Origin of the sequence: Xanthomonas sp. DAR 35659 (assembly GCF_041242975.1) — a bacterium.
GTDB lineage: Bacteria > Pseudomonadota > Gammaproteobacteria > Xanthomonadales > Xanthomonadaceae > Xanthomonas_A > Xanthomonas_A medicagonis.
This window is the reverse complement of sequence record NZ_CP162488.1, coordinates 1,021,531-1,043,801: the sequence shown is the minus strand read 5'-3', so window position 1 is coordinate 1,043,801 and position 22,271 is coordinate 1,021,531. Positions and strand designations below refer to the sequence as shown.

Genomic DNA, 22,271 nt, shown 5'->3' with positions numbered 1-22,271 from the left:
CAAGGCCCGCCATGCGCCGGCCCGCCTGCCGCCGAACCCGCACGCCACCGGCGCCGCGGCGCCGTCCGACTCACCGGCAGGCTTCATGTGTCAACGCGTGTCATCCACCGACACACTCTCGCCATGAGGCCGCCGCCACCACCGCCTACCATGGCCCGGCGATCACGCGCCCGCCCATGGCGATGGCCGGCCCGCACCAGTTCCAGGCGGCAGCGGCCGCGTCTAGACTGGCTGAATCCCGAGCGGCCGCCTTTCAAGATCATGGATATGCAATCCTTCATTCTGGTGGTCGACGACGACCCCGATCTGCGCCGGCTGATCAGCGAATTCCTGCAGGAGCACGGCTACCAGGTGGACGCGGCGGAGAACGTCGCCGACATGCGCCGGCTGATGGCGCTCCGCCAGCCGGACTTGGTGATCCTGGACGTGATGATGCCGGGCGAGGACGGGCTCAGCGCGGCACGGCAACTGGCCAGCGAACGCGGCGCGCCGGCGGTGATCATGCTCAGCGCGCTGGGCAGCGACACCGACCGCATCATCGGCCTGGAAGTGGGCGCCGACGACTACCTGGCCAAGCCGTGCAATCCGCGCGAGCTGCTGGCGCGGGTGCGCGCCCTGCTGCGCCGCAGCCAGGCGGCGACGCTGCCGCCGGAGGCGCGCGGCAACGTCTACGAGTTCGCCGGCTGGCGGCTGGACGTGATCCGCCGCGACCTGCGCGATCCCACCGGCATCTTCATCAACCTCTCCGACGGCGAATTCGCCCTGCTGCGCACCTTCGTCGAGCATCCGCAGCGCGTGCTCAGCCGCGACCAGTTGCTCGACTACGCGCGCGGCCGCGACACCGAGGTCTACGATCGCGCCATCGACAGCCAGATCAGCCGCCTGCGGCGCAAGATCAACGAGCGCGTGCAGACCGAACTGATCCGCACCGTGCGCAACGAGGGCTACATGCTGCTGCCGAGCGTCGCCCGGCTGTGAGCGCGCCCAGGCGGAGCCGCCACGGCATGTCGATCTTCGCCCGCACGTTCCTGCTGCTGCTGGCGGCGTTGCTGACCGCGCAGTTGATCGGCATCGCGCTGCTGGTGCTGCGCACGCCGATCTACGAGATGCCGGTGCATCCGCCGGAAGTGATCGCGTTGCTGACCACCAAGATGCCCGCCGGCACGCAGACGCTGAAGGTGCACGACTCGGCGCACGCGCCGCTGCCGGCGCCGGGGCAGGTCCGCGACCATTTCGCAGAGCGCATGCTGACCAACTGGCTGGACGTGGCGCCCGAGCACGTGCGCTTCTACCGCAGCAGCGACGAAAAGCTGCGCAGCCCGCAGTTCGCGGAAGACGAGTCGCGTCCGTCGCCCACCGGATCGCCCGGCATGGAAGCCGGCCCGCACAACGCGGCGCCGCCACCAGAGGAGGATGGTGCCTCGCCGCACGCACCGTTCGACGAGGCCATCGGGCCGCCCCCCGCGCAGCACGTGCCTGCATCCACCGCCGCAGCAGCCATGCATGCCACCGCTCCGCGCTGGCGCGAACGCGGCCTGGCGCCGGCGTCGCCGCTGCTGGGCGGCTTCACCGCCGCGCTGCGCCAGGCCGATGGCCGCTGGCGCAGCGTGGTCTCGCCGCCGCGGCGTTTTTCCGCCGCGTTCAAGACCCAGGTCGCCCTGCTGTTCGTCGGCGGCCTGCTGGCGATGTTGCCACTGGCATGGTGGTTCTCGCGCGCACTCGCCGCGCCGATCAAGCGCTTCGCCGAAGCGGCCGACCGCCTCGGCCGCAACCCGGACGCACAGCCGCTGCAGCGCAGCGGCCCCAGCGAACTCGTGCAGGCCGCCGATTCGTTCAACGCCATGCAGGCGCGCCTGAACCGCCTGGTCAACGAGCGCACGCACATGGTCGCGGCGATCGCCCACGACCTGCGCACGCCGCTGGCGCGCCTCGCGTTCCGCCTGGAAGGCCTGCAGCCGCCGCTGCGCGACAAGACCCTCGCCGACATCGACGAGATGAAGGCGATGATCTCCGCGGCGCTGGACTTCATCCACAACGACAGCCGCAAGGGCACCCGTGCGCCGCTGGATTTCCGCCTGCTGGTGGAGAGTGTGGTCGACGATGCCAGCGACACGGGCGCCGAGGTGAGCATCGTCGCCGGCCAGGCCATCACCCTGGACGGCGACCCGCTGTCCTTGCGGCGCATGGTGATGAACCTGCTCGAGAACGCGCTCAAGTACGGCAAGCGCGCGCGGCTGCAGTTGCAGCGCAACGGCAGCGACTGCGTGCTGTGGATCGACGACGACGGCCCCGGCATCGATCCGACCCAGCACGAGAAGCTGTTCCTGCCGTTCTTCCGCGGCGAGACCTCGCGCAACCGCGACACCGGCGGCATCGGCCTGGGCCTGTCGGTGGCGCACAGCATCGTGCTGGCCCACGGCGGCGAGATCACCCTGACCAACCGTCCCGAAGGCGGATTGCGGGTGTGCGTGGAGTTGCCGTGCCAGGCGGCCAGCGCCTGAGCCGGCGCTGCGCCGGCTCGGGCCGCACGGCTCAATCGGCGCCAGGCATCCGAACTGCAAGACCCGCGCATAGCCGCGGCCCCAACAAACGCTGCTAGGCGCCACCAAAACCGGGACTGTGGGGGCCTGGATCGTCTACATCACCTATGTAGACTTCTGTCCTACTCGCCTGGACCTCCAGGAAATCACGAGCATTGCAACCACGGCAAGCAATGGGATGGCGCCTGTCATGGGCCCGCTGATTTCTTAGTGCGACTCCCAACACGGGATGAACGCAATGCAGACAACAAAAACCATGTTGCTGCCATACGGATCGCCCACCATTAGCGTAACCGCCCGGCCCCACCCGATTTCGATTCGAACCGATCCTTGCGCGTGATCGAGCACCGTCCCTCGCCCGAGCAAAGCTCCCCTGCGAACCGCGAAGGCGTAACGCATCGGCAGCGTGCGGTTGCCCGCGCCCCATCAGGAAATTCGCCGAAACTCAGCGGCCACGGATCGTGCGAGCAACCGCTTGATGATCCAGCCATGCAACGCAATGAAGGCAGCGACAAAGAACATGCAGATGATGATCAGCGCCCATACCATCGGCCGCGTATCTGCAGCCCCCTGCGCCTGCATGATCTGCTGAGCGAAGGAGACTACCTGCAGTTGCACAACCGCCATCCCCATGTTCCAGGCGATCGTCAGCAGCATGAGGCCGATGAAGCACCAGCGCGCCCATTCGAGCCGCTTCAAAAGGCCGATCGAACTCGCAAGGGTCAATGCGGAGAAGAAAAGCCCCCCGAGAAACAGCCACTTGAAGTTGGAAAAGAGGAAGACAAGCGCCGATGGCATATTGGGAAAAAACTCGCGCAGCCCATCGCCAATCTGCGCCTGATCGACTACCGTGAAAAAGGCGATGACCTGCAGGATGCCCGTCAGTGTCCCGATACTGGACAGGCCGATGAATATCCAGGCCAAGACGGTGACGAAACTGGCTTGCGGCGGCATCTGACGCATAACTCCCCCCTGAAGACAAAGTTCCTGATGATGGCGCCCCCATCTCCCCGCATGCGCCACTCAGGCACAGCCAGCGTTCGAGATTCAAGGCACGAGACACCCCAGCCACATTGTGCCACGCGAATGCGGCAGATCGACCGATCGCGGTTATCCGAACGAACCGACGTCGGCGGGGCGCCAAGCATGCGCGTTGCTTCGATGAAGCGCCACGACGTCGCCTGGCACCATGTTCGCCATACATCACGAACGCTCGACTAACGCCCGCCAGTGCGCTCCGGACACGCTGAAGTAATGGCCTGAAGCGAACACGATTGCAGAACGAGCGCAGTGCTCAGGGAATCTCCGCGCCTGCATCGCTGATTCCGAACAGGCGCGCGGCAAGCTACATATAGCGACAAGCCTTACTCCCGATTCCGAATCGCCGCTACCGCGGCCGCGTAGGACGCATTGCCGACGCCTACCTGAGCCCAGACCGGACGAGATGCATTGCCGCGGCGGTCGTACTGCGCATCCGCATCCCACAAGGTGACGATCTGGTTCGGAAAGCAGTACTCGGTGTCGACGTAGCGGTGCGGCCCGGAGTGATCGGACGCCGCCACCAACGAAAACAGATCCTGCGCCGACAGAACAAAGACATCCGCTCCCTGGAACTGGGCGACAAAGCGCTCGCTGTCGGAGATCCCAATGAACCAGACCCGCCCATGGGGATCGCATTCGAGCTGAATCGATGCGTCGCAGAAATAGTCCGAGTCGCCGTGCGAGCTCTCCAATGGAAAGCCCAACGCCGAGAGCGCCTGCCTCGCGTCGGCGCGGACGCTGCCAAGACGCAATGGGCCGACGCCTTGCAACGGGTATATTTCAAACACGGGCGCCGTCTTCATGGACCATCGACTCCCTGATCACTGCCAAATATCCGCTCGGCAAGCAACGCGTAGCGCCCGGAACCATCGCGGCATGCCGCACCGCTCTCGATCGCCGTTCGCAGCTCCATGCCCAACCGCTCCACACCGATGTCCTGCGCCAAGGCGAGTTGGTCGCGATGGAAGCCCTGCCGCATTTCCTCGACCTTGGTGGGCGAATGGCCGCACCACTGGCTGCCCTTGTCGTTGTAGCTGGCGGCGTTGCCAAGCACCGCGATGAGTTGCCGCTCCTTCGACAGGTCAATATTCGACATGAGGTCGCCGCCAATACGAGAGTGATCCAAATGAAGTACACGAGACTGATAGACGGGTATGTGACCGCCATGACCGGATCATCATGCGATTGATCTACATACACTATGGCAAAACGCGACCCAGCCAGAAGTACGGGGGAGCCCGCCACGGAAACGCCGCACTCCCGCAGCTATAGTCTACTCACCCGCACTGCTACGCCCTGCGACCTATTCGAGCACCTGACCCACATGGAAATTCTTTATTCAGGCACGGACATGAACTTGTCCTCGTCGCTCAAATGGACGCTGACGGACTCCCGAATCCGCTACGAGACAAACGCCCGTTTTTACAAAATCCAGATAAACGATGCCGATGAAGTGCACCAAGTCCTCGTTCATCCGGACGACTGGGACAGAGCCGCGCGAGAGCTCGACGCATTGACCAGACAGGCAAACCGTAAAGTCACGTCCTCGCCGGCAATCGCCAAAGGGAATCGCAAGATCGGCTTGGTGATCGTGATCACGATGGGAATCCTTGGACTTCTTGCCTTCACGCGACTGTCCCACAGCGGCCCCACCCCTTGCTTTTTCCTGCCACAGACCTTGCCCCAGTCCGATAGCGCGGGCAAATAGTTCTGGTCGAAATCCCTCGGGACGCAGTTTGGCTCAGGCTCATGCGTGTTGAAGGCAGTGCCGGCGCTTGCACCGTCGCGCTATCGCAGTGACGAAAGCCGACCTGGCGCGATGCATGCCCCTTGCAACTCCCCGCCGGAGACCCTTCTGATTCCAGCGTCCTGGCGGCTCGCCACCATGCCGTCTTCGCACCACGCCGGCACTTCCTTCCGCCGTCAGCCGCGCCCGAAATGCTTTTCGGCCAGCTCCTTGGCCAAACGCAACCCCTCCTCGGTCAGGTAGACCGACTCGGATCTGCGCTTGGGATCGGTGATGTAGCCCTTCTCGAACAACTCGTCCATGACCGCGAAATCGATCCGCTTCCAGACCCTGCCGTGTTCGAACTCGAACACACCCAGAAGGGCCAGGACCATTTCCGAGATCTTCTTGTCGTCGTACTCCACTGTCTTTCACCTCGCATCACGAAAACCCAGGGCGCATGGCGAATTCGGCCGATCGCGGGATGGACAACCGGAACAGCGACCCCGCTCAGTAGGCGAACTCGCGAAACACGCGATCGATGTCGCCCTGCCATTCCCCATGGAACAGCGCCAGCTTGCGCTCGGCCGCGGTCTCGCCGGCATGCAGGATGTCCACCAACGGCTCCAGGAAGCGCGACTCGTCCTGTCCGTCGCGGTTCAGGCGCGCGCGGCGGCGCAGGCCGTCCAGCGCGATCTTCACCGACTCCGAGGCCAGATCCTGCACGGTGCCGCCACGGAACGGCAATTTCAGCGCCCGCTGCGGCACGCCATCGCGCAGCGCATGGCGTTCGGCCAGGCTGAAATCCTTGACCAGGTCCCAGGCCGCGTCCAGCGCCGCATCGTCGTACAGCAGGCCGACCCAGTACGCCGACAGCGCGCACAGCCGGCCCCACGGGCCGGCGTCGGCGCCGCGCATTTCCAGGTACTTCTTCAGCCGCACTTCCGGGAACGCGGTGGTCATGTGGTCGGACCAGTCGCGCAGCGTCGGCAGCACGCCCGGCAAGGCCGGCAGCTTGCCCTGCAGGAAATCGCGGAAGCTCTGCCCGCTGGCGTCGACGTAGGTGCCGTCGCGGTAGGAGAAGTACATCGGCACGTCGAGCAGGTAGTCGACGTAGCGCTCGTAGCCGAAGCCGTCCTCGAACACGAAATCGAGCATGCCGGTACGGTCGGCGTCGGTGTCGGTCCAGATGTGCGAGCGGTAGCTCAGATAGCCGTTGGGCTTCCCCTCGGCGAACGGCGAGTCGGCGAACAGCGCGGTGGCGATCGGCTGCAAGGCCAGCGAGACGCGGAACTTCTTGATCATGTCCGCTTCGCTGGCGTAATCCAGGTTGACCTGGACGGTGCAGGTGCGGGTCATCATGTCCAGGCCGAGCTTGCCGACCTTGGGCATGTAGCGCTTCATGATCTGGTAGCGGCCCTTGGGCATCCACGGCATCTCGTCGCGGCGCCACTTGGGCTGGAAGCCCATGCCGAGGAAGCCGAGCTGCAACTCGTCGGCGACCTGCTTGACCTCGTTGAGGTGGCTGCCCACTTCCACGCAGGTGTCGTGGATGGTTTCAAGCGGCGCGCCCGACAGTTCCAACTGGCCGGCCGGCTCCAGCGTCACCGAGGCACCGTCGCGCAGCAGCGCGATGGTGCGCCCGCCCTCGCGCACCGGCTCCCAGCCGAAGCGGGTCAGGCCATTGAGCAGGGCCTCGATGCCGCGCTCGCCGTCGAAGGCCGGCGGACGCAGGTCGTCCAGGCGGAAGCCGAATTTTTCGTGTTCGGTGCCGATGCGCCACTGCGCTTCGGGCTTTTCTCCGGAGGCCAACACCTCGACCAGCGTGTCGCGGTCGGTGATCGGCGTCTCGGCAACGTGGCTGGGGCTCGACAAGGGCAGGCTCGCACGGAAGGTGAGACGATGTGGGGACAACCCGCGGCCATCGCAAGGGCCGCACTATAGCGTGACCGGCGTCAGGCCCACATCGCTACCGGCGGTGCTGCAGCATTCCACGGATCCACCCGCCCGACGCCGCGAGAGTGAGACGCAGCAACGCCGGCGGCGCCGCGCTGGGCTAGGCTGCAGGCCTGTCCCCACCCTGCAGGCCGCCGATGCGCCCCGCCCATTCCGAACTGCACCGCGCCGATCGCGCCGGCTGGCTCCGCGCCGCGGTGCTTGGCGCCAACGACGGCATCCTGTCGGTGGCCGGGCTGGTGGTCGGCGTGGCCAGCAGCGGCGCGGCGCCAGCGGTGGTGCTGGCGACCGGCATGGCCGGCCTGGTCGCGGGCGCGATGTCGATGGCCGCCGGCGAGTACGTCTCGGTGCAGTCGCAGGTGGACACCGAGCGCGCCGACCTGGCGATCGAGCGCCGCGAACTGCGCGAGGACCCGCAGAGCGAACTGGACGAACTCACCGCGATCTATCGCCAGCGCGGGCTGGACGCGGCGCTGGCGCGCCAGGTCGCCGAGCAGTTGACCGCGCACGATGCGTTGGGCGCGCACGCGCGCGACGAACTCGGCATCACCGAGACCTTGCGCGCGCGGCCGTTGCAGGCCGCGCTGGCATCGGCCGCCGCGTTCTGCTGCGGCGCGGCACTGCCGATCCTGGCCGCATTGCTGGCACCGGCCGGGCGTCAGGTGTGGGTGACCGTGGCGGCGACGCTGCTCGGGCTGTCGCTGACCGGCGCCCTGGCCGCGCGCGCCGGCGGCGCCCCCGGCCTGCGCGGCGCGCTGCGCGTGGTGTTCTGGGGTGCGGCGGCGATGCTCGCCACCGGCGCGGTCGGGCGTCTATTCGGCGTCCAGGTCTGATCCGACGCGGCGCACCCCGCACCAGGGCGATTCCTTCTGGCGCTAGGCGAGCCCAACGGCCTGGAGCCACTGCGGCAATACCATCATCGCACCCTGAATCGCCGTCGGCCGCGATCGCTTCGGATCGGAAATGCGCCGTACGCGCGCCGACTCCGCGCGTACGGCGTTGCGCGTGTGGCGTTGCGCGCTGCGGTAGCATCGCCAACGATGGCCGACACCCACGACCCCGAATTCCTGCTGCTCGCGCAACTGGCGACACTGGTGGAATGCGACCGCGCCGAAGGCTACGCCTGCATCGCCGCGCGCAGCGAGCATGGCGCGCGTTCGGTGGACATTCCGCGGCCGCAGCTGGCTATCCTGCTGCAGGGCCGCAAGCAGGTGCGCAGCGCGACGCAACTGCTGGAGTTCGTGCCGGGCGATCTGTTCCTGGTGACCCGGCGCTGCCGCATCGACGTGGTCAATGTCCCCGACCCGCGCAGCGGCCTGTATCTGACCGCGGTGATCCCGCTGTGCGAGGAAGCGCTGACGGCGGCGCGCACGCTGTGGAACGAACCGCTGCCGGCCGCCGGCGCGGAGCTGGCGCGACTGCGCGCGATCGAGTTCGGCAGCGCGCTGCTGCAGTGGCGGCAAGCGCTGCAGGACGGCCACTACACCGAAGCCAGGCTGGCGCTGGCGTCGCTGGTGGTCGCGTTCTGCCGCCGCGGTCATGGTGGCTTGCTGTTGGCGCCGGCGCCGAGCATCGCCGCGCAGGTGCGCGACGCGATCGCAGCCCAGCCGCAGCGCGCGTGGCGATCGCGCGATCTGGAAGACATCCTCGGCCTGAGCGGCGCGACCTTGCGCCGCCACCTGGCCGGCGAGCGCACGTCGTTGCGCGAACTGATCACCGACGCGCGCCTGGCGCATGCGATGGAACTGCTCTACACCACCCGCTGGCCGCTGAAGACGGTGGCCGCGCGCGCCGGCTACCGTTCCACGCGCAGCTTCAGCCAGCGCTTCCAGCAGCGCTACGGCCTGGATCCGGCGCGCATCGGCAATCAGGGCGTACCATCCATCCCCTAGCGGATCGCGCCGTTCCAGCGCGTGCACGGGGCAAGCAAGCGCGAGGACGTGTGCGGCCTGCCCGCGGCCAGGCGACGACCTGCGCCGCAGGTGCGCAAGAGCGCCTGTGAATGGAACCAGCCAGGCCGCCAGCCGGCGGCGTCCACGTGGCCCGAAAGCCAGTAACGAACTGCACTGCGCAACACCGGCGGGCGAGCCGACAGAAACCACCACGCGATCCAAGCGGGAATCGATGGCAGGCCCTGGCGCCCGTTCGCGCCACGGCGAGCGTCGCGCGCAGCCGAATGAGCGAATCGCGCAGCGCCGCCCGCGCAGCATGCAGGCACCGCGGCGAACGCCGCCTCCGCTGGAGCCTCTCGATGTCTGTTTCCCTATCGCGCCCGCTGGTCCTGCTGGCGCTGGCCGCCGTGATCGCCTTGCCGCTGCCGCCCGCCGCCCATGCCGCCGTGCCGGCCGCGTCCGTCCAGCAACAAGTCCCCGGCGTGTACCGCCAGGCGATCGGCAGGCTGCGCGTCACCGCGCTGTTCGACGGCACGGTGCCGCTGCCGCGCGCGCAGTTGTCCAATCTGGACGGCGACGCGATCGCGCGCCTGCTCGACCACCGCTACGTGCCGGAAACCGCGAAGGGCCTGCAGACCGCGGTCAACGCCTACCTGATCCAGGACGGCACGCACCTGACCCTGGTCGACACCGGCACCGCCACCTGCTTCGGCCCCGGTTTGGGCCAGGCGCTGGCGAACCTGCGCGCGGCCGGCTACGCGCCGGCGCAGGTGGACGACGTGCTGCTGACCCACGCCCACCCCGACCACATGTGCGGCCTGCTCGATGCGCAGGGCCAGGCCGCCTATCCCAACGCCGCGGTGTGGCTGAGCGCGGCCGATGCCGCGTACTGGCTGGATCCGGCCAGCGAAGCGGGCGCACCGCAGATGCTGAAGTTCGCGTTCCCGCTGGCGCGCGCGGCGGCGGCGCCGTACCAGGCCAAGGACCGGCTGCGCCGCTTCCGCCCAGGCGACGCGCTGCCCGGCGGCGCGGTGGCGCTGGATACGCACGGACATACGCCCGGCCACGTGTCCTACCGCTTCGACGGCGGCAGCGGCCAGCAATTGCTGGTGTGGGGCGATCTGGTGCACTACCACGCGGTGCAGTTCGCGCAACCGCAGGCGTCGTACGAGGCCGACAGCGACCGCGCGGCGGCGATCGCCGCGCGCAAGCGGACCATGGCCCAGGCCGCCGACGGCGGCTGGTGGGTCGCCGGCGCGCACCTGCCGTTCCCGGGGCTGGGGCATGTGCGCCGCGAAGGCGAGGCCTTCGCCTGGGTGCCGGTGGAGTTTTCGCCGCTGCCGGCGACGCCTTGAGGGCGTTTTTCGCCTCGTAGGGGAGTAGCAGCTGCTAGCCCCTCTCCCATCGGGAGAGGGGTTGGGGTGAGGGTCCGGCGCGAAAGCGTCTCGCGGAGGTTGGGTGCACGAGGCTGCGCCCGTACCCTCATCCGCCCCTGCGGGGCACCTTCTCCCGAGGGGAGAAGGAACAGCATTAGCCCCTCTCCCACCGGGAGAGGGGTTGGGGTGAGGGGCCGGCGCGAAGCGACTCGCCGAGGTTGGGTGCACGAGGCTGCGCACGTACCCTCATCCGCCCCTGCGGGGCACCTTCTCCCGAGGGGAGAAGGAACAGCATTAGCCCCTCTCCCACCGGGAGAGGGGTTGGGGTGAGGGTCCGGCGCGAAAGCGACTCACGGCGTTCGGGGTGCACGAGGCCACACCCCGTACCCATCCTTACGGAACCCCGCATCGCGCATGCGTTGCATGCCAACCCAGACAGGATCGCCGCGTCCGCCGCTCGCGATCGACCGCACTCGGCACCCGCGCGCACGCCGCCGGAGGTCCGGCGCCGCCGCCCTCACTCCGCGGCGGGCGGTTCCGCGTCCAGACCCAGCCAGCCGCCGACGATGCCGCGTGCCTCGTCCACACCCTGGCGGGTCTCTCCGGAAAACAACTGCACGCTGACCGTGTCGCCGAAGGAACTGGACAGCTCCTTGCGCACCTGCTGCAGCGCCTGCGCCTGCTGGCCGCGGCCGAGCTTGTCGGCCTTGGTCAGCAGCGCGTGCGCCGGCAGCCCGCGCTGCACGGCGTAGCCGAGCATCTGCCGGTCGTAGTCCTTCAGCGGATGGCGGATATCCATCACCACCACCAGTCCGCGCAAGGCCTCGCGGGTGCGGAAATACTTGTCGATGAAGGACTGCCAGTGCGCCTGCAGCTCCAGCGGCACCTTGGCGTAGCCGTAGCCGGGCAGGTCCACCAGATAGCGTTCGGGCTGGATCTGGAAGAACACCAGTTGCTGGGTGCGGCCAGGCGTCTTGGACACGCGGGCCAGGGCGTTCTGCCGGGTGAGCGCATTCAGTGCGCTGGATTTGCCGGCGTTGGAGCGGCCGGCGAAGGCCACCTCCCAGCCCCCATCGTCCGGCAACTGCCGGGGATTGTGGGCGGAAAGCAGGTACTGGGCACGTTCGATGAGGAGCGACATGCCACTAGGATCGCACGTTCCGCGCCGCTGCCGGCCGCCCATCGGGCATCGTCCGGGACGCGCGCGCGCCGCGTCGGCGCCTTCGTTGACCGGCACGGCACCGCGAAGGGATAATCGCGCGACATGCGGTTGCCGGCCCGGCTCCCGCTGGGGTCATACGGAGCTTCAGCTGATGCGCCACGCTCGCGTTCTTGCCTTTGCCGGTCTAGCCGTTTCCGTCGTCGCCGCGGTCGCGTTCGCGCAGACCTCGGTGGTTCCCATCCCCGATAACGCGCCGGTGCGCACCGCGCCGCTGGAAAGCGACGTGGGCAAGGTCGCCTGGGGCGATGCCAAGGCCGGCCAGGCCAAGGCCGCGGCCTGCGCCGCCTGCCACGGCGCCGACGGCAATCCGTCGATCGCGATGTATCCGCGCATCGCCGGCCAGAGCGAGCGCTACAGCGCGCGGCAGATGGCGCTGATCGCGCACGGCGAGCGCACCTCCGGCGCGGTCGCCGCGATGGTGCCGTTCGTGCAGCCGCTGAGCGCGCAGGACATGCGCGACATTGGCGCCTACTTCGCCACGCAGAAGGCCGGTGCCGGCATCGCCGACGACGCGGTGGTCAGCGAGGGCCCCTACGCCGGCATGAAGTTCTACGAAGTCGGCCAGCAGTTGTACCGCGGCGGCGACGCCTCGCGCGGCATCCCGGCGTGCATGGCCTGCCACGGCCCCACCGGCGCCGGCAACCCCGGTCCGGCGTATCCGCACCTGGGCGGCCAGCACGCCGACTACGTGGCGCGGCGCCTGCAGGAGTACCAGGCCGGCACCACGCAGGAACGCGATCCGACCCTGTTCAAGATCATGGCGCAGGTGGCCAAGCCGCTGACCGAGCAGGAAATGAAGGCGCTGGGCAGCTACCTGCAAGGCCTGCACGACCGCGCCGACGACGCGGCCGCGGCGCAGGCCACGCCCGCGCAGGCCCCGCCGCAGCAGGCGGCACCGGCGCAACAATCCTGACCGTGCGCCGCCACGGCGGCGTACGATCGCTTCCCCCTCGCGCCGGTCGCCACGACCGGCGTTCGTGTTTTGCCATGGAGATCGCATGAACCGTCTGCCCCGCCTGCTGCTGTGCCTGCTCACCCTGTTGCCGCTGGGCGCCTGCGCCGCACAACCCAAGACCACGGCGGTCGAAGGCGAGGACTACACGCTGATCGCCAAGCCACAGCCGTTCGCGCCGCTGGCCGGCAAGATCGAGGTGGTGGAAGTGTTCGGCTACAGCTGCCCGCACTGCGCGCATTTCGACCCCATTTTCGAGCAGTGGACGAAGAAGCAGGGCAAGGACGTGCGGGTGACGCTGGTCCCGGCCGCGTTCGGCGGGTTCTGGGACAGTTTCGCCAGCGCCTTCTACGCCGCGCAGAAGCTCGGCGTGCAGGAGCGCAGCCACCACGCCCTGTTCGAGGCGATCCACGACAAGCGCAGCGTGCCGGTGCAGAACGTGGCGCCGGAGGAACTGGCCACGTTCTATGCCGCCTACGGCGTCAAGCCGAGCGACTTCGTCGCCGCCTACAAGAGCCCGCAGGTGGCCGCGCAGGTCAAGGCCGCGCGCGACTTCGCCGCGCGCAGCGACATTCCCGGCACGCCGGCGCTGGTGATCAACGGCAAGTACCTGGTCAAGGGCAAGGACTTCCCGGACATGCTGCGCATCGCCGACGCGCTGATCGCGCGCGAGCGCGCCGGCAAGTAGGGTCGCAGCACGGCGCTTCATCCATGCCATGGCATCATGGATGGGTTGCCTGCCGCCCGTTTCGGCGCGGCCGGCATTTACCCCCATCCTGCTGGAGATGCCGCCGATGAAGACCCGTTTCGCCCTGACGCTGATGGCCCTGCTGCCGATCCTGGTGGCCTGCAAGCCCCAGGACGGCACCGCCGACACCGCCGCGCCAGCGACCGACGCACCGGCCGCACCCGCCGCCGAGGCCGCGCCGGCCGGCAACGCCGCCGCCCCGGCGACCGGCGCCGCCACGCCGCCTGCCGCCGAAGCGCCGGCCACCGAGACGCCGGCCGCCCCGGCCGCCGCGCGCACGCCGAGCGGCGCCGAGCCGGTCGCCGGCACCGACTACGAGGAAATCGAGAACGGCCAGCCGTTCCAGCCGACCAACGGCAAGATCGAGGTGGCCGAGGTGTTCGGCTACGTGTGCCCGGCCTGCAACGCCTTCCAGCCGATGGTCGGCTCGTGGAAGGCCGGCCTGCCGTCGGACGTGCGCTTCGTCTACGTGCCGGCGATGTTCGGCGGCACCTGGGACGACTACGCCCGCGCGTTCTACGCCGCCGAGGCGCTGGGCGTGCAGGAAAAGACCCACGACGCGCTGTACAAGGCGATCCATGTCGACCAGACCCTGAAGGGCGAGCGCGGCCGCGATTCGGTGCAGGACATCGCCGGTTTCTACGCCAAGTACGGCGTGGACCCCAAGCTGTTCGCCGACACCATGGGCAGCTTCGCGGTCAGCACCAAGACCGCGCGCGCCAAGCAGTTCATCACCCGCAGCAACGTCAGCGGCACGCCGTCGCTGATCGTCAACGGCAAGTATCTGATCAAGGGCAACAGCTACCAGGACAAGCTGCGCATCGCCGATCACCTGATCGCGCGCGAGCGCGCGGCGCTGGCCAAGTAACGCCCCCCCACCGTGACCGACGTCGCCACCCGCACGCTGCGCGTGCTCACCGCCAACATCCAGGCCGGTTCGAGTACGCGCCGCTACAGCGACTACGTGACCCGCAGCTGGTCGCACGCGCTGCCCGCGGGCCGCAAGCGCAGCAGCCTGGATGCGATCGCGCAGCTGGCGCGCGAGCACGACATCGTCGGTCTGCAGGAAAGCGACCCCGGCAGCCTGCGTTCGGGCTTCACCAACCAGACCCACTACCTGGCCGAGCGCGCCGGCTTCAACTACTGGAGCCACCAGCCGAACCGGCGCATGGGCGGCGTAGCCTCCAGCGCCAACGGCCTGCTCAGCAGGCTGGAGCCGGTCGAGGTGCAGGACCATCCCCTGCCCGGCCGCCTCGGCGGGCGCGGGGTGCTGCTGGCCAAGTTCGGCGACGGCGCTGAAGGGCTGGCGATCGCGGTGGCGCATCTGTCGCTGGGCGCCAATTCGCGGGCGGCGCAGTTGGCGTTCATCGCCGAACTGCTGTCGGATCATCCCAACGCGGTGCTGATGGGCGACTTCAACTGCGTCGCCGACCGTCCCGAGATGCAGGCCCTGTACAAGCGCACCCGGCTGCAGCCGCCGGGCTGCGTGGTCCCGACCTTTCCGAGCTGGCGCCCGCAACGCGCGATCGACCACATCCTGGTCAGCGACGGCCTGCGCTGCAACGAACAGCGTGCGGTGCCCGCCGCGTTCTCCGACCACCTGGCGGTGGCGACCGAGATCGAAGTGCCGCAGGCCTTGCTGCGCTGAGCGTCGCGTTTCCTGGGCGGTTGCACTTCCGCGGGCTGCTGCGCCCGCGCCGAGGCTCTCTGGTGTACTGCTCTGCTTCTGTCGAGACCGCTTTCTGTAGGAGCGGCTTCAGCCGCGACGCTTCACCGGGAAGACCCGGTCGCGGCTGAAGCCGCTCCTACACAAAAGCGTGCGACGGCGGGCCTGCAACCGTGGGAGCGACGTCAGTCGCGACAGGGCGTCTCCGATCACCCCCGCCGCCACTGACGTCTACCCACTCGCCCCGGGCGCCGCGAAAGCGCCTAGAACTTCAGATCCGCGCGCACATACAGATATCGACCGCCCGGGATGTCATAGGTGGAGGCGTCGTAGCCGTTGAGCGAGCACGACAGGCAGATCGGCGGATCCTTGTCGAACACGTTGTTGACGCCGCCGCTGACCGTCAGGCCCTTGAGCCAGTCGAAGCGGTAGCCGACCTGCAGGTCGTGGTAGGTGGTGGCATCCAGCGTGTTGGTGCCGGCTGCCTGGTTGCTGCACACCGGGAACGCCACCGCGTCGCCGCATTGCTCGGTCAGTTCGGAAATGTGCCGCACCGTCCACGAGGCATTCCAGCGCGCCAGCGACCAGTCCAGGGTCAGGTTGCTGGTCCACTCCGGGATCGCGCTGTCCACCACTTCCACGCCCGGCTTCTGCGGCTGCACCTGGCCGGCGGCGCCGGTGGCGACGTAGCGGGTGACGAAGGTGTTCTGCCAGCCGAGCTTGAAGCGCCCGGCGGCGGTCTCCGGCGAGGTCCAGAACAGATCCACGTCCCAGCCGTCGGTCTTGATCGAGCCGAGGTTGGTCAGGCGGTTGTTGAATCCGTTGATGCCGCCGGTGGAGGCGCGGGTGATGCCGTCGCAATAGGTCGCGTCGAGCGAGTCCACGCACAGGTCGAGCTGGGTCTGCGCGTTGATCGCCTGGATCGCGCCTTCGATGTTGTGGCGGTAGAAGGTCACTTCCACGTCGAAGCGATCCGACCACGGCACGTTGCTGGCGAACCACGGGCTCCACACGAAGCCGGCGCTGAAGCTGCGCGCCTCTTCCGGCTCCAGCGCGCGGTTGCCGCCGGTGGTCACCGAGATCTGCGAATTGGCCTGCTGGTAACCGGCCGGCACGCCGAGCGCGGCGCAGTTGGCGGCGCTGCCGCGCGGCGGGGTACCGCCGAGGCCGATCGAGCACGGATCGGACAGGGTCAGGTCGGCGCGCGCGGCCGAGCCGTACAGCTCGCCGATGGTCGGGGCGCGGAAACCTTCGGCGTAGCTGGTGCGCAGCACGAAGTCCGGCGACACCTGCCAGCGCAGGCCGTATTTCGGGGTGAACTTGCCGCCGAAGGTGGAATAGTCCGAATAGCGCCCGGCCAGGCTCAGGTCCAGTTTGTCGCCCAGCGGCGAGTCGGCGAAGATCGGCACGCTCAGTTCGAGGTAGGCCTCCTTGACGTTGTAGCTGCCCTCGGTCGGCAACGACGGCACGCCGTTGTAGTGGCCGATCACGGTCAGCGGATCGGGCTGGTACCAGCCCTCGTACTTGCGGTACTCCACGCCGGTGGCGAAGGACACCGCGCCGGCCGGCAGGGTGAACAGGTCGCTGCTGAGGTTGGCGGTGAACTGGGTCAGCTCGTTCTGGCTGCGGTCGTGCACCACCGGCTGGATCCAGCGCAGCATCTCCGGCGTGATGCTGCCGGCGCCGCCGAAGATGTCCAGCGGCACGCAACCGGCCACCGCCGCGCAGGCGGCCGGATCGCCCAGCGCCAGATTGATGTTGTAGATGTTGTAGCTGCCGTAGTTGGTCTGTTCGGCCTTGTTCTTGCTGTAGGCGCCGTTGACGTCCCAGAACCAGGTGCGGTTGGCGCTCTCGAAGCTGCCGATGAAGCCGGTGCCGACGTACTGCGTGTCCACGCGCTGCTCGAACACGCGCGGGCCGCCTTCCACCGGACGCCGCCCGATCATGATCAGGTTGCTGGAAGAATCCAGGTCGAAACCGAACGGGTTGTACGGATTGGCCGCGGAAATGACGATGTTGTCGGCCAGCGGATTGCCGGTGCCGGCGTCCGGGCCGAGGAAGATGGGTTCCGGGCCGGCCTGGTTGGTCGATTCGCGGCGGTTGCCCAGCGCCTTCAGGTACCACTGCACGTCGTCGTTGAAGAAGTAGCGGAACTGGCCGAACACGCCCTTGCGCTCGGACGGGGTCAGCAGCAGGTTGGAGGCGGCGAAGTTGTAGCGGTCGCTGGTGCCGAAGCAGTGGTAGTCGTCGCTGCGCGTGCAGCCGGCGCTGCCGTCGTAGGCGGGATTGCGCGTGCCGCTGTTGGGGGTCAGGTCCTGCTCGGCGCCGGTGACCGGATCGACGAAGATGAAGCGGCCGTCCGGGGTGGCGGAACTGCCGAAGCTCAGCCCGGTGCCCGGGATCGGATACAGCGACTGCTTGCGGTCGCGCGCGTAGATCGGATCCTGCTTGGTGTAGCTGGCGCCCAGGAACAGGCTGGTGCGCTCGGTGTTGTGGCCCCAGGCCAGGTCGACGCCCTTGCTGGCGCCGTCGCCCTTGTCGTACTGGCCATAGTTGAGGGTGACCTGGGCGCCGTCGAACTTGCGCCGGGTGATGATGTTGACCACGCCGGCGATGGCGTCGGAGCCGTACAGCGAGGAGGCGCCGTCCTCCAGCACTTCGATGCGCTCGACGATGGCCAGCGGGATGGTGTTGAGGTCGGTGGCCGCGCCCACGCCCGAGGCCGAGGACTCGTTGACCCAGCGCATGCCGTCGACCAGCACCAGCACGCGCTTGGCGCCCAGGTGGCGCAGGTCGACCTGCGCCGAGCCGGCGCCGACGCCGCTGCCGTCCGGCGGGAAGCCGAAGTTGCCGGACGAGTTGAACTTGGCGTTCAAGGCCGAGCCGGAAGCGGTCAGCTCCTGCAGCACGTCGCCGATCGAGTTCAGGCCGGTGCGTTCGATGTCGGCGCGGCTGAGCGACTGGACCGGCACCTGGCCCTCCAGTTCGGCCCGGCGGATACGGGTGCCGGTGACCTGGACGCTATCCAGGGTGGTGGCGGCTTCGGGGGCAGCGGGCGCGGCCTGCTGGGCGATGGCCAGCGCGGGCGAACCGGCGAGCAAGGACAAGGAAACCGCGAAAACCAAAGGATGGCGGTGCAGGCAATTCATCCGTCTCTCTCTCCAGGAAGGATGTGGGTCGGCCGCTGCGACCCCCTGCACCGCGGCGGCGTCACCCACTTTGTAAACAATACGTAAACGCTGCGCAAGCAGGCGGCGCGAGATTCGGACCATCGCCCGGCGACTGGACGATTCCGTAGACGCGACCCGCGCGCGCGGATCAGCCGGGCGTGGGCCCAGCCTCGTCCTGGACATCAGCGTGCGCACGGCGCGGCGCCGACACGCTGGAGCGGGTCCGCGACGGTCAGCGCGTTGTGTGCCATGCGACGGCAGCGGATGCGTGCGCGCTGTCGCGATCGTGGGCGCACTGGCGATGACACGTCCGTGACCCGCTCGTCGGCACGCGCGCGCAGAGGAGTTAGCGAGAGACTGGCCGCGCCCGGAAGGCGGCGGCAGCCGACAGCGCGGGGCGCTGTCGCGATGCGCGAGGCGCGGACCGGGTCGCCACGGCCGGAACGCCTGCGTTCGCGCACGCGCCAGCATGGCGGAAAGCCCCTGCACAGCCCCTTCCGCCGCCCGCTTGCCGCGTCGATTCAGCGACGTTCGGTATAGTCCTGCGCATGAAATTGCGCACGTCCCTCCTGTTGCTCGCCGCCGCGCTGTGCGGCGCCGCCCCTGCCCTCGCCCAGTCGCTGGACACGCAGCGACCGGCGCTGCGCGCGGCGATCGATGCCGCCGAGCGCGGCCAGTTCGACCCTGCGCAGGCGGCGGCGTTCAAGCAGCATCCGCTGTATGGCTGGCTCGAGTACGCCAACCTGCGCCGCAACATCGACCGCGTCACCGATGCGCAGGCGCAGGACTTCCTCAAGCGCTACGCCGGCCAGCCGGTGGCCGAGAGCTTCCGCACGCTGTGGCTGCCGGCGCTGGCGCGGCGCCAGGATTGGCCGGCGCTGCTGGCCAACTGGAAGCCGACCGAGAACGTCGGCCTGCGCTGCGCCCAGCTCAACGCGCGCCAGGCCACCGGCCGCGCCGATGCGCAATGGGTGGACGAGGCGCAGGCGCTGTGGCGCGGCAACGGCAAGTCCCTGCCCGATGCCTGCGATGCGGTGTTCGCGGTGCTGCAGGCGCGTGGCGGCATGACCGACGCGCTGCGCTGGGCGCGGGTGGAAGCGGCGGCCGACGCGCAGCAGCCGGCGGTGATGCGCAGCGCCGCGCGCGGCCTGCCCGCCGCGGACCTCGCGCTGGCCAACGACTACGCGGCGTTCCTGGACACGGTCCACGCGCGCGCGCTGACCTGGCCCAAGACCGAGCGCAGCCGCAAGGTGGTGGTGGACGGCCTGGAGAAGCTGGCCAAGACCGATCCGGACGCGGCCGAGCGCCAGTTGCCGCAATTCGCCCAGGCGCTGCAGTTGAGCGAGGCGCAGCGTGGCGAAGTGCTCTACCAGATCGCGTTGTGGACGGTGGCTTCCTACGGCCCGGACTCGGCGCGCCGGCTCAATGCCGTGCCCGAGTCCGCCTACGACGAACGCCTGCACGAATGGCGCGCGCGCGAGGCGATGGCGCGCGGCGACTGGCCGGCGGCGCTGGCGGCGATCCGCAAGATGCCGCCGGCGCAACGCAACGATTCGCGCTGGCAGTACTTCGAAGCGCGGCTGGCGGAGAAGACCGGCAACGCCGGCGAGGCGCAGCGCCTGTACCGCGAGGCGGCCAAATCGGCGACCTTCCACGGCTTCATGGCCGCCGACCGGCTCAAGCAGCCCTACGCGCTGTGCCCATGGGAACCCAACGACAGCGCGCAGGCGCAGGCCGCGGTGGCGCGCGACCCGGCGCTGGTGCGCGCCATGGAACTGTTCAAGATCGACCGTACAGCGTGGGCCACGGCCGAGTGGAACGATGCACTGACCCGCTTCGACGACACCCAGCGGCGGCTGGCGGTGGAAGTGGCGCGCGACAACGGCTGGTTCGACCGCGCGGTGTTTTCCCTGGGCAAGCTGCCCGACGAGCAACGCCTGTATTCGCTGCGTTTCCCGCTGCACCACGACGCCACTATTCGCCGCGAAGCAGGCAAGAATGCGATCGACCCGGCCTGGGTCGCCGCCGAGATCCGCGCCGAGAGCATCTTCAACCCAAACGCACGCTCGCCGGCCAATGCGATGGGCCTGATGCAGGTGCTGCCGGCGACCGGCGCCAGCGTGGCGAAGAACCTCGGCCTGGCCGGCTACGGCGGCGCCGCCAGCCTGTACGACCCGGACACCAACATCGCCATCGGCACCGCCTACCTGCGCCAACTGCTGAACACCTACGGCCTGCCGTACCTGACCATCGCCGCCTACAACGCCGGCCCCGGCCCGGCGCAGCGTTGGCAGAGCCAGCGTCCCGGCCACGACGCCGACTTCTGGATCGAGACGATCAGCTACAAGGAAACCCGCGAATACGTCGCGCGCATCCTCGCCTTCAGCGTGATCTACGACTGGCGCCTCAACGGCGACGCGCTGCCGGTCAGCGAGCGCATGCTCGGCAAGCTGGATACGCCGCGCAAGAAGTTCGTGTGCTCGGCCGCTGGGGCGGCCGGTGGGAATCGGGAATAGGGAATGGGGAATCGCAACGGCGCACCGCGCGAGATCGCACGAAAACTGACGTCCGCATACCACTGCGGCATCAGACCGAGCGAACCTGCTTTTACCATTCCCGATTCCCGACTCCCCATTCCCACCCCCCAATGAAAATCTATCTGGTCGGCGGCGCCGTCCGCGACAGCCTGCTCGGGCAGCCGCCGGGCGACCGCGACTGGGTCGTGGTCGGCGCCACGCCGCAGCGGATGCTCGAACTGGGCTACAAGCAGGTCGGTCGCGATTTCCCGGTGTTCCTGCATCCGCGCAGCGGCGAGGAGTACGCGCTGGCGCGGACCGAGCGCAAGTCCGGACGCGGCTATCACGGCTTCGTGGTCGATGCCGATCCGTCGGTGACGCTGGAGGAGGACCTGCAGCGGCGCGACTTCACCATCAACGCGATCGCCCGCGACGAGGACAGCGGCACGCTGGTCGATCCGTACGGCGGCGCGCGCGACATCGAACGTCGCATGCTGCGCCACATCGGCCCGGCGTTCGGCGAAGACCCGCTGCGCGTGCTGCGCGCGGCGCGCTTCATGGCGCGGCTGGCCCCGCTCGGCTTCAGCGTGGCGCCGGAGACCATGGCGCTGATGCGCGAGATGGCGGCCAGCGGCGAACTGGACACGCTGGTGCCCGAGCGCGTGTGGCAGGAGCTGCGCCGCAGCCTCGCCTCGGCGCAGCCTTCGGCGTTTCTGCGCACCCTGCACGAGGCCGGCGCGCTGCACAGCGTGCTGCCCGAGCTGGAGGCGCTGTACGGCGTCCCGCAGCGCGCCGAATACCACCCCGAGATCGATACCGGCCGCCATCAGGAGCTGGTCAGCGACATGGCCGCCAGGCTCGCTCCGGGCGACACGCTGGTCGGCTTCGCCGCGCTGACCCACGACCTGGGCAAGGGGCTGACTCCGCCGGCGGAATGGCCGCGGCACGTGATGCACGAGCAGCGCGGCGTGGCGCCGCTGCGCGCGCTGTGCGAGCGGCTGAAGCTGCCGCAGGAACACCGCCAACTCGCGGAGATCGCCTGCCGCGAGCATTTGAACGTGCACCGCCTGGCCGAACTGCGCGACCGCACCGTGCACGAACTGCTGCAACGCTGCGACGGCTTCCGCAAGCCCGAACGCATCGCGCAACTGGCGCTGGTGTGCGAGGCCGACAAGCGCGGCCGCCTCGGCAGCGAGGACACCGACTATCCGCAGGGCCGCGAACTGCAGCGCCTGCACGCCGCGGCGCTGGCGGTCAACGCGCGCGACCTGGCCGCGCAGGGCTTGAGCGGCCCGCAGATCGGCGAGGCGCTGGCAAAGGCACGGATCAGGGCGATCGCCGCAACGCGCGGCGCGGCCGCGGACTGACACAGCCGGGCCGGGCCGCAAGCCGTCTCGCAAGCAAGGCCGGTTTTTCACCTGATGAACGGCGGCTCGAAGCGGCTGGAGGGACGCCACGCGCTCCGT

General features: G+C 68.9%; 19 protein-coding genes. 12 read left to right on the top strand and 7 right to left on the bottom strand.

All coding sequences use genetic code 11. The features are described 5' to 3' along the window. Positions 1–261 precede the first annotated feature (261 nt). Positions 262–978, top strand: coding sequence for a response regulator (locus AB3X07_RS04475; protein ID WP_369943121.1), 717 nt, complete (start codon positions 262–264; stop codon positions 976–978). Positions 979–1,004: 26 nt separating this feature from the next. After that, positions 1,005–2,501 (top strand): ATP-binding protein, encoded by a 1,497-nt coding sequence (locus tag AB3X07_RS04470; protein ID WP_369943119.1) that lies wholly within the window; start codon positions 1,005–1,007, stop codon positions 2,499–2,501. A 465-nt stretch (positions 2,502–2,966) separates the two neighbouring features. On the opposite strand, the gene AB3X07_RS04465 is transcribed toward AB3X07_RS04470, so the two are convergent. From AB3X07_RS04465 to AB3X07_RS04455, 3 genes are all read right to left on the bottom strand, one after another. Then, entirely contained in the window at positions 2,967–3,503 is a 537-nt protein-coding gene (locus tag AB3X07_RS04465; RefSeq protein ID WP_369943117.1) for a hypothetical protein, read from the bottom strand. Between the two features lie 401 nt (positions 3,504–3,904). Next, entirely contained in the window at positions 3,905–4,384 is a 480-nt protein-coding gene (locus tag AB3X07_RS04460; RefSeq protein ID WP_369943115.1) for a hypothetical protein, read from the bottom strand. Further along, a complete protein-coding gene (locus tag AB3X07_RS04455; protein ID WP_369943113.1) occupies positions 4,381–4,677 on the bottom strand; it encodes a hypothetical protein in 297 nt (98 codons plus the stop codon). Before AB3X07_RS04455 ends, AB3X07_RS04460 begins: the two co-directional genes overlap by 4 nt. A 255-nt stretch (positions 4,678–4,932) precedes the next feature. Here AB3X07_RS04455 and AB3X07_RS04450 point away from each other — a divergent pair, with 255 nt between their 5' ends. Next, a complete protein-coding gene (locus AB3X07_RS04450) occupies positions 4,933–5,289 on the top strand; it encodes a hypothetical protein (RefSeq protein WP_369943112.1) in 357 nt (118 codons plus the stop codon). 215 nt (positions 5,290–5,504) lie between these two features. On the opposite strand, the gene AB3X07_RS04445 is transcribed toward AB3X07_RS04450, so the two are convergent. Further along, a complete protein-coding gene (locus AB3X07_RS04445; RefSeq protein ID WP_369943110.1) occupies positions 5,505–5,732 on the bottom strand; it encodes a DUF6429 family protein in 228 nt (75 codons plus the stop codon). Positions 5,733–5,817: 85 nt separating this feature from the next. Next, the gene (locus AB3X07_RS04440) at positions 5,818–7,182 is read right to left on the bottom strand and encodes a glutamate--cysteine ligase (RefSeq protein ID WP_369943108.1); all 1,365 of its coding nucleotides are present in this window, start codon (positions 7,180–7,182) and stop codon (positions 5,818–5,820) included. Positions 7,183–7,400: 218 nt separating this feature from the next. Between AB3X07_RS04440 and AB3X07_RS04435 the strand changes: the two genes are divergently transcribed. The 3 genes from AB3X07_RS04435 (at position 7,401) to AB3X07_RS04425 (ending at position 10,510) form a co-directional block, all read left to right on the top strand. Then, on the top strand, positions 7,401–8,096 hold the full coding sequence (locus AB3X07_RS04435) for a VIT1/CCC1 transporter family protein (protein ID WP_369943106.1): 696 nt from the start codon (positions 7,401–7,403) through the stop codon (positions 8,094–8,096). 207 nt (positions 8,097–8,303) lie between these two features. Continuing rightward, entirely contained in the window at positions 8,304–9,155 is an 852-nt protein-coding gene (locus AB3X07_RS04430) for a helix-turn-helix transcriptional regulator (RefSeq protein ID WP_369943104.1), read from the top strand. 359 nt (positions 9,156–9,514) lie between these two features. Continuing rightward, positions 9,515–10,510, top strand: coding sequence for an MBL fold metallo-hydrolase (locus AB3X07_RS04425; RefSeq protein ID WP_369943102.1), 996 nt, complete (start codon positions 9,515–9,517; stop codon positions 10,508–10,510). Between the two features lie 538 nt (positions 10,511–11,048). Here the strand turns inward: AB3X07_RS04425 and yihA are convergent. Next, positions 11,049–11,672 (bottom strand): ribosome biogenesis GTP-binding protein YihA/YsxC, encoded by a 624-nt coding sequence (gene yihA, locus AB3X07_RS04420; protein ID WP_369943100.1) that lies wholly within the window; start codon positions 11,670–11,672, stop codon positions 11,049–11,051. 172 nt (positions 11,673–11,844) lie between these two features. Between yihA and AB3X07_RS04415 the strand changes: the two genes are divergently transcribed. The 4 genes from AB3X07_RS04415 to AB3X07_RS04400 all read left to right on the top strand — a co-directional run bounded on the left by AB3X07_RS04415 (position 11,845) and on the right by AB3X07_RS04400 (position 15,101). After that, positions 11,845–12,666 (top strand): c-type cytochrome, encoded by an 822-nt coding sequence (locus tag AB3X07_RS04415; RefSeq protein WP_369943098.1) that lies wholly within the window; start codon positions 11,845–11,847, stop codon positions 12,664–12,666. A gap of 85 nt (positions 12,667–12,751) precedes the next feature. Beyond that, positions 12,752–13,393, top strand: coding sequence for a thiol:disulfide interchange protein DsbA/DsbL (locus tag AB3X07_RS04410; RefSeq protein WP_369943096.1), 642 nt, complete (start codon positions 12,752–12,754; stop codon positions 13,391–13,393). Positions 13,394–13,499: 106 nt separating this feature from the next. Beyond that, positions 13,500–14,321 (top strand): thiol:disulfide interchange protein DsbA/DsbL, encoded by an 822-nt coding sequence (locus AB3X07_RS04405; protein WP_369943094.1) that lies wholly within the window; start codon positions 13,500–13,502, stop codon positions 14,319–14,321. Positions 14,322–14,363: 42 nt separating this feature from the next. Continuing rightward, positions 14,364–15,101 (top strand): endonuclease/exonuclease/phosphatase family protein, encoded by a 738-nt coding sequence (locus AB3X07_RS04400; RefSeq protein WP_369944649.1) that lies wholly within the window; start codon positions 14,364–14,366, stop codon positions 15,099–15,101. 281 nt (positions 15,102–15,382) lie between these two features. Here AB3X07_RS04400 and AB3X07_RS04395 read toward each other — a convergent pair whose 3' ends face one another. Next, positions 15,383–18,268: a TonB-dependent receptor gene (locus tag AB3X07_RS04395; RefSeq protein ID WP_369943092.1), complete on the bottom strand. Its 2,886-nt coding sequence runs from the start codon at positions 18,266–18,268 to the stop codon at positions 15,383–15,385. Between the two features lie 569 nt (positions 18,269–18,837). Between AB3X07_RS04395 and AB3X07_RS04390 the strand changes: the two genes are divergently transcribed. Both AB3X07_RS04390 and AB3X07_RS04385 read left to right on the top strand, forming a co-directional pair. Further along, on the top strand, positions 18,838–20,805 hold the full coding sequence (locus tag AB3X07_RS04390) for a transglycosylase SLT domain-containing protein (protein ID WP_369943090.1): 1,968 nt from the start codon (positions 18,838–18,840) through the stop codon (positions 20,803–20,805). Between the two features lie 131 nt (positions 20,806–20,936). Then, complete coding sequence (locus AB3X07_RS04385; protein ID WP_369943088.1) at positions 20,937–22,172, top strand: multifunctional CCA addition/repair protein; 1,236 nt, start codon at positions 20,937–20,939, stop codon at positions 22,170–22,172. Positions 22,173–22,271 lie beyond the last annotated feature (99 nt).

Excerpts from the sequence above, each read along its gene's own strand:
- AB3X07_RS04475 (WP_369943121.1), top strand. The coding sequence starts at position 262 with ATGGATATGCAATCCTTCATTCTGGTGGTCGACGACGACCCCGATCTG.
- AB3X07_RS04470 (WP_369943119.1), top strand. The coding sequence starts at position 1,005 with ATGTCGATCTTCGCCCGCACGTTCCTGCTGCTGCTGGCGGCGTTGCTG.
- AB3X07_RS04465 (WP_369943117.1), bottom strand. The coding sequence starts at position 3,503 with ATGCGTCAGATGCCGCCGCAAGCCAGTTTCGTCACCGTCTTGGCCTGG.
- AB3X07_RS04460 (WP_369943115.1), bottom strand. The coding sequence starts at position 4,384 with ATGAAGACGGCGCCCGTGTTTGAAATATACCCGTTGCAAGGCGTCGGC.
- AB3X07_RS04455 (WP_369943113.1), bottom strand. The coding sequence starts at position 4,677 with ATGTCGAATATTGACCTGTCGAAGGAGCGGCAACTCATCGCGGTGCTT.
- AB3X07_RS04450 (WP_369943112.1), top strand. The coding sequence starts at position 4,933 with ATGAACTTGTCCTCGTCGCTCAAATGGACGCTGACGGACTCCCGAATC.
- AB3X07_RS04435 (WP_369943106.1), top strand. The coding sequence starts at position 7,401 with ATGCGCCCCGCCCATTCCGAACTGCACCGCGCCGATCGCGCCGGCTGG.
- AB3X07_RS04430 (WP_369943104.1), top strand. The coding sequence starts at position 8,304 with ATGGCCGACACCCACGACCCCGAATTCCTGCTGCTCGCGCAACTGGCG.
- AB3X07_RS04425 (WP_369943102.1), top strand. The coding sequence starts at position 9,515 with ATGTCTGTTTCCCTATCGCGCCCGCTGGTCCTGCTGGCGCTGGCCGCC.
- yihA (WP_369943100.1), bottom strand. The coding sequence starts at position 11,672 with ATGTCGCTCCTCATCGAACGTGCCCAGTACCTGCTTTCCGCCCACAAT.
- AB3X07_RS04415 (WP_369943098.1), top strand. The coding sequence starts at position 11,845 with ATGCGCCACGCTCGCGTTCTTGCCTTTGCCGGTCTAGCCGTTTCCGTC.
- AB3X07_RS04410 (WP_369943096.1), top strand. The coding sequence starts at position 12,752 with ATGAACCGTCTGCCCCGCCTGCTGCTGTGCCTGCTCACCCTGTTGCCG.
- AB3X07_RS04405 (WP_369943094.1), top strand. The coding sequence starts at position 13,500 with ATGAAGACCCGTTTCGCCCTGACGCTGATGGCCCTGCTGCCGATCCTG.
- AB3X07_RS04395 (WP_369943092.1), bottom strand. The coding sequence starts at position 18,268 with ATGAATTGCCTGCACCGCCATCCTTTGGTTTTCGCGGTTTCCTTGTCC.
- AB3X07_RS04390 (WP_369943090.1), top strand. The coding sequence starts at position 18,838 with ATGAAATTGCGCACGTCCCTCCTGTTGCTCGCCGCCGCGCTGTGCGGC.
- AB3X07_RS04385 (WP_369943088.1), top strand. The coding sequence starts at position 20,937 with ATGAAAATCTATCTGGTCGGCGGCGCCGTCCGCGACAGCCTGCTCGGG.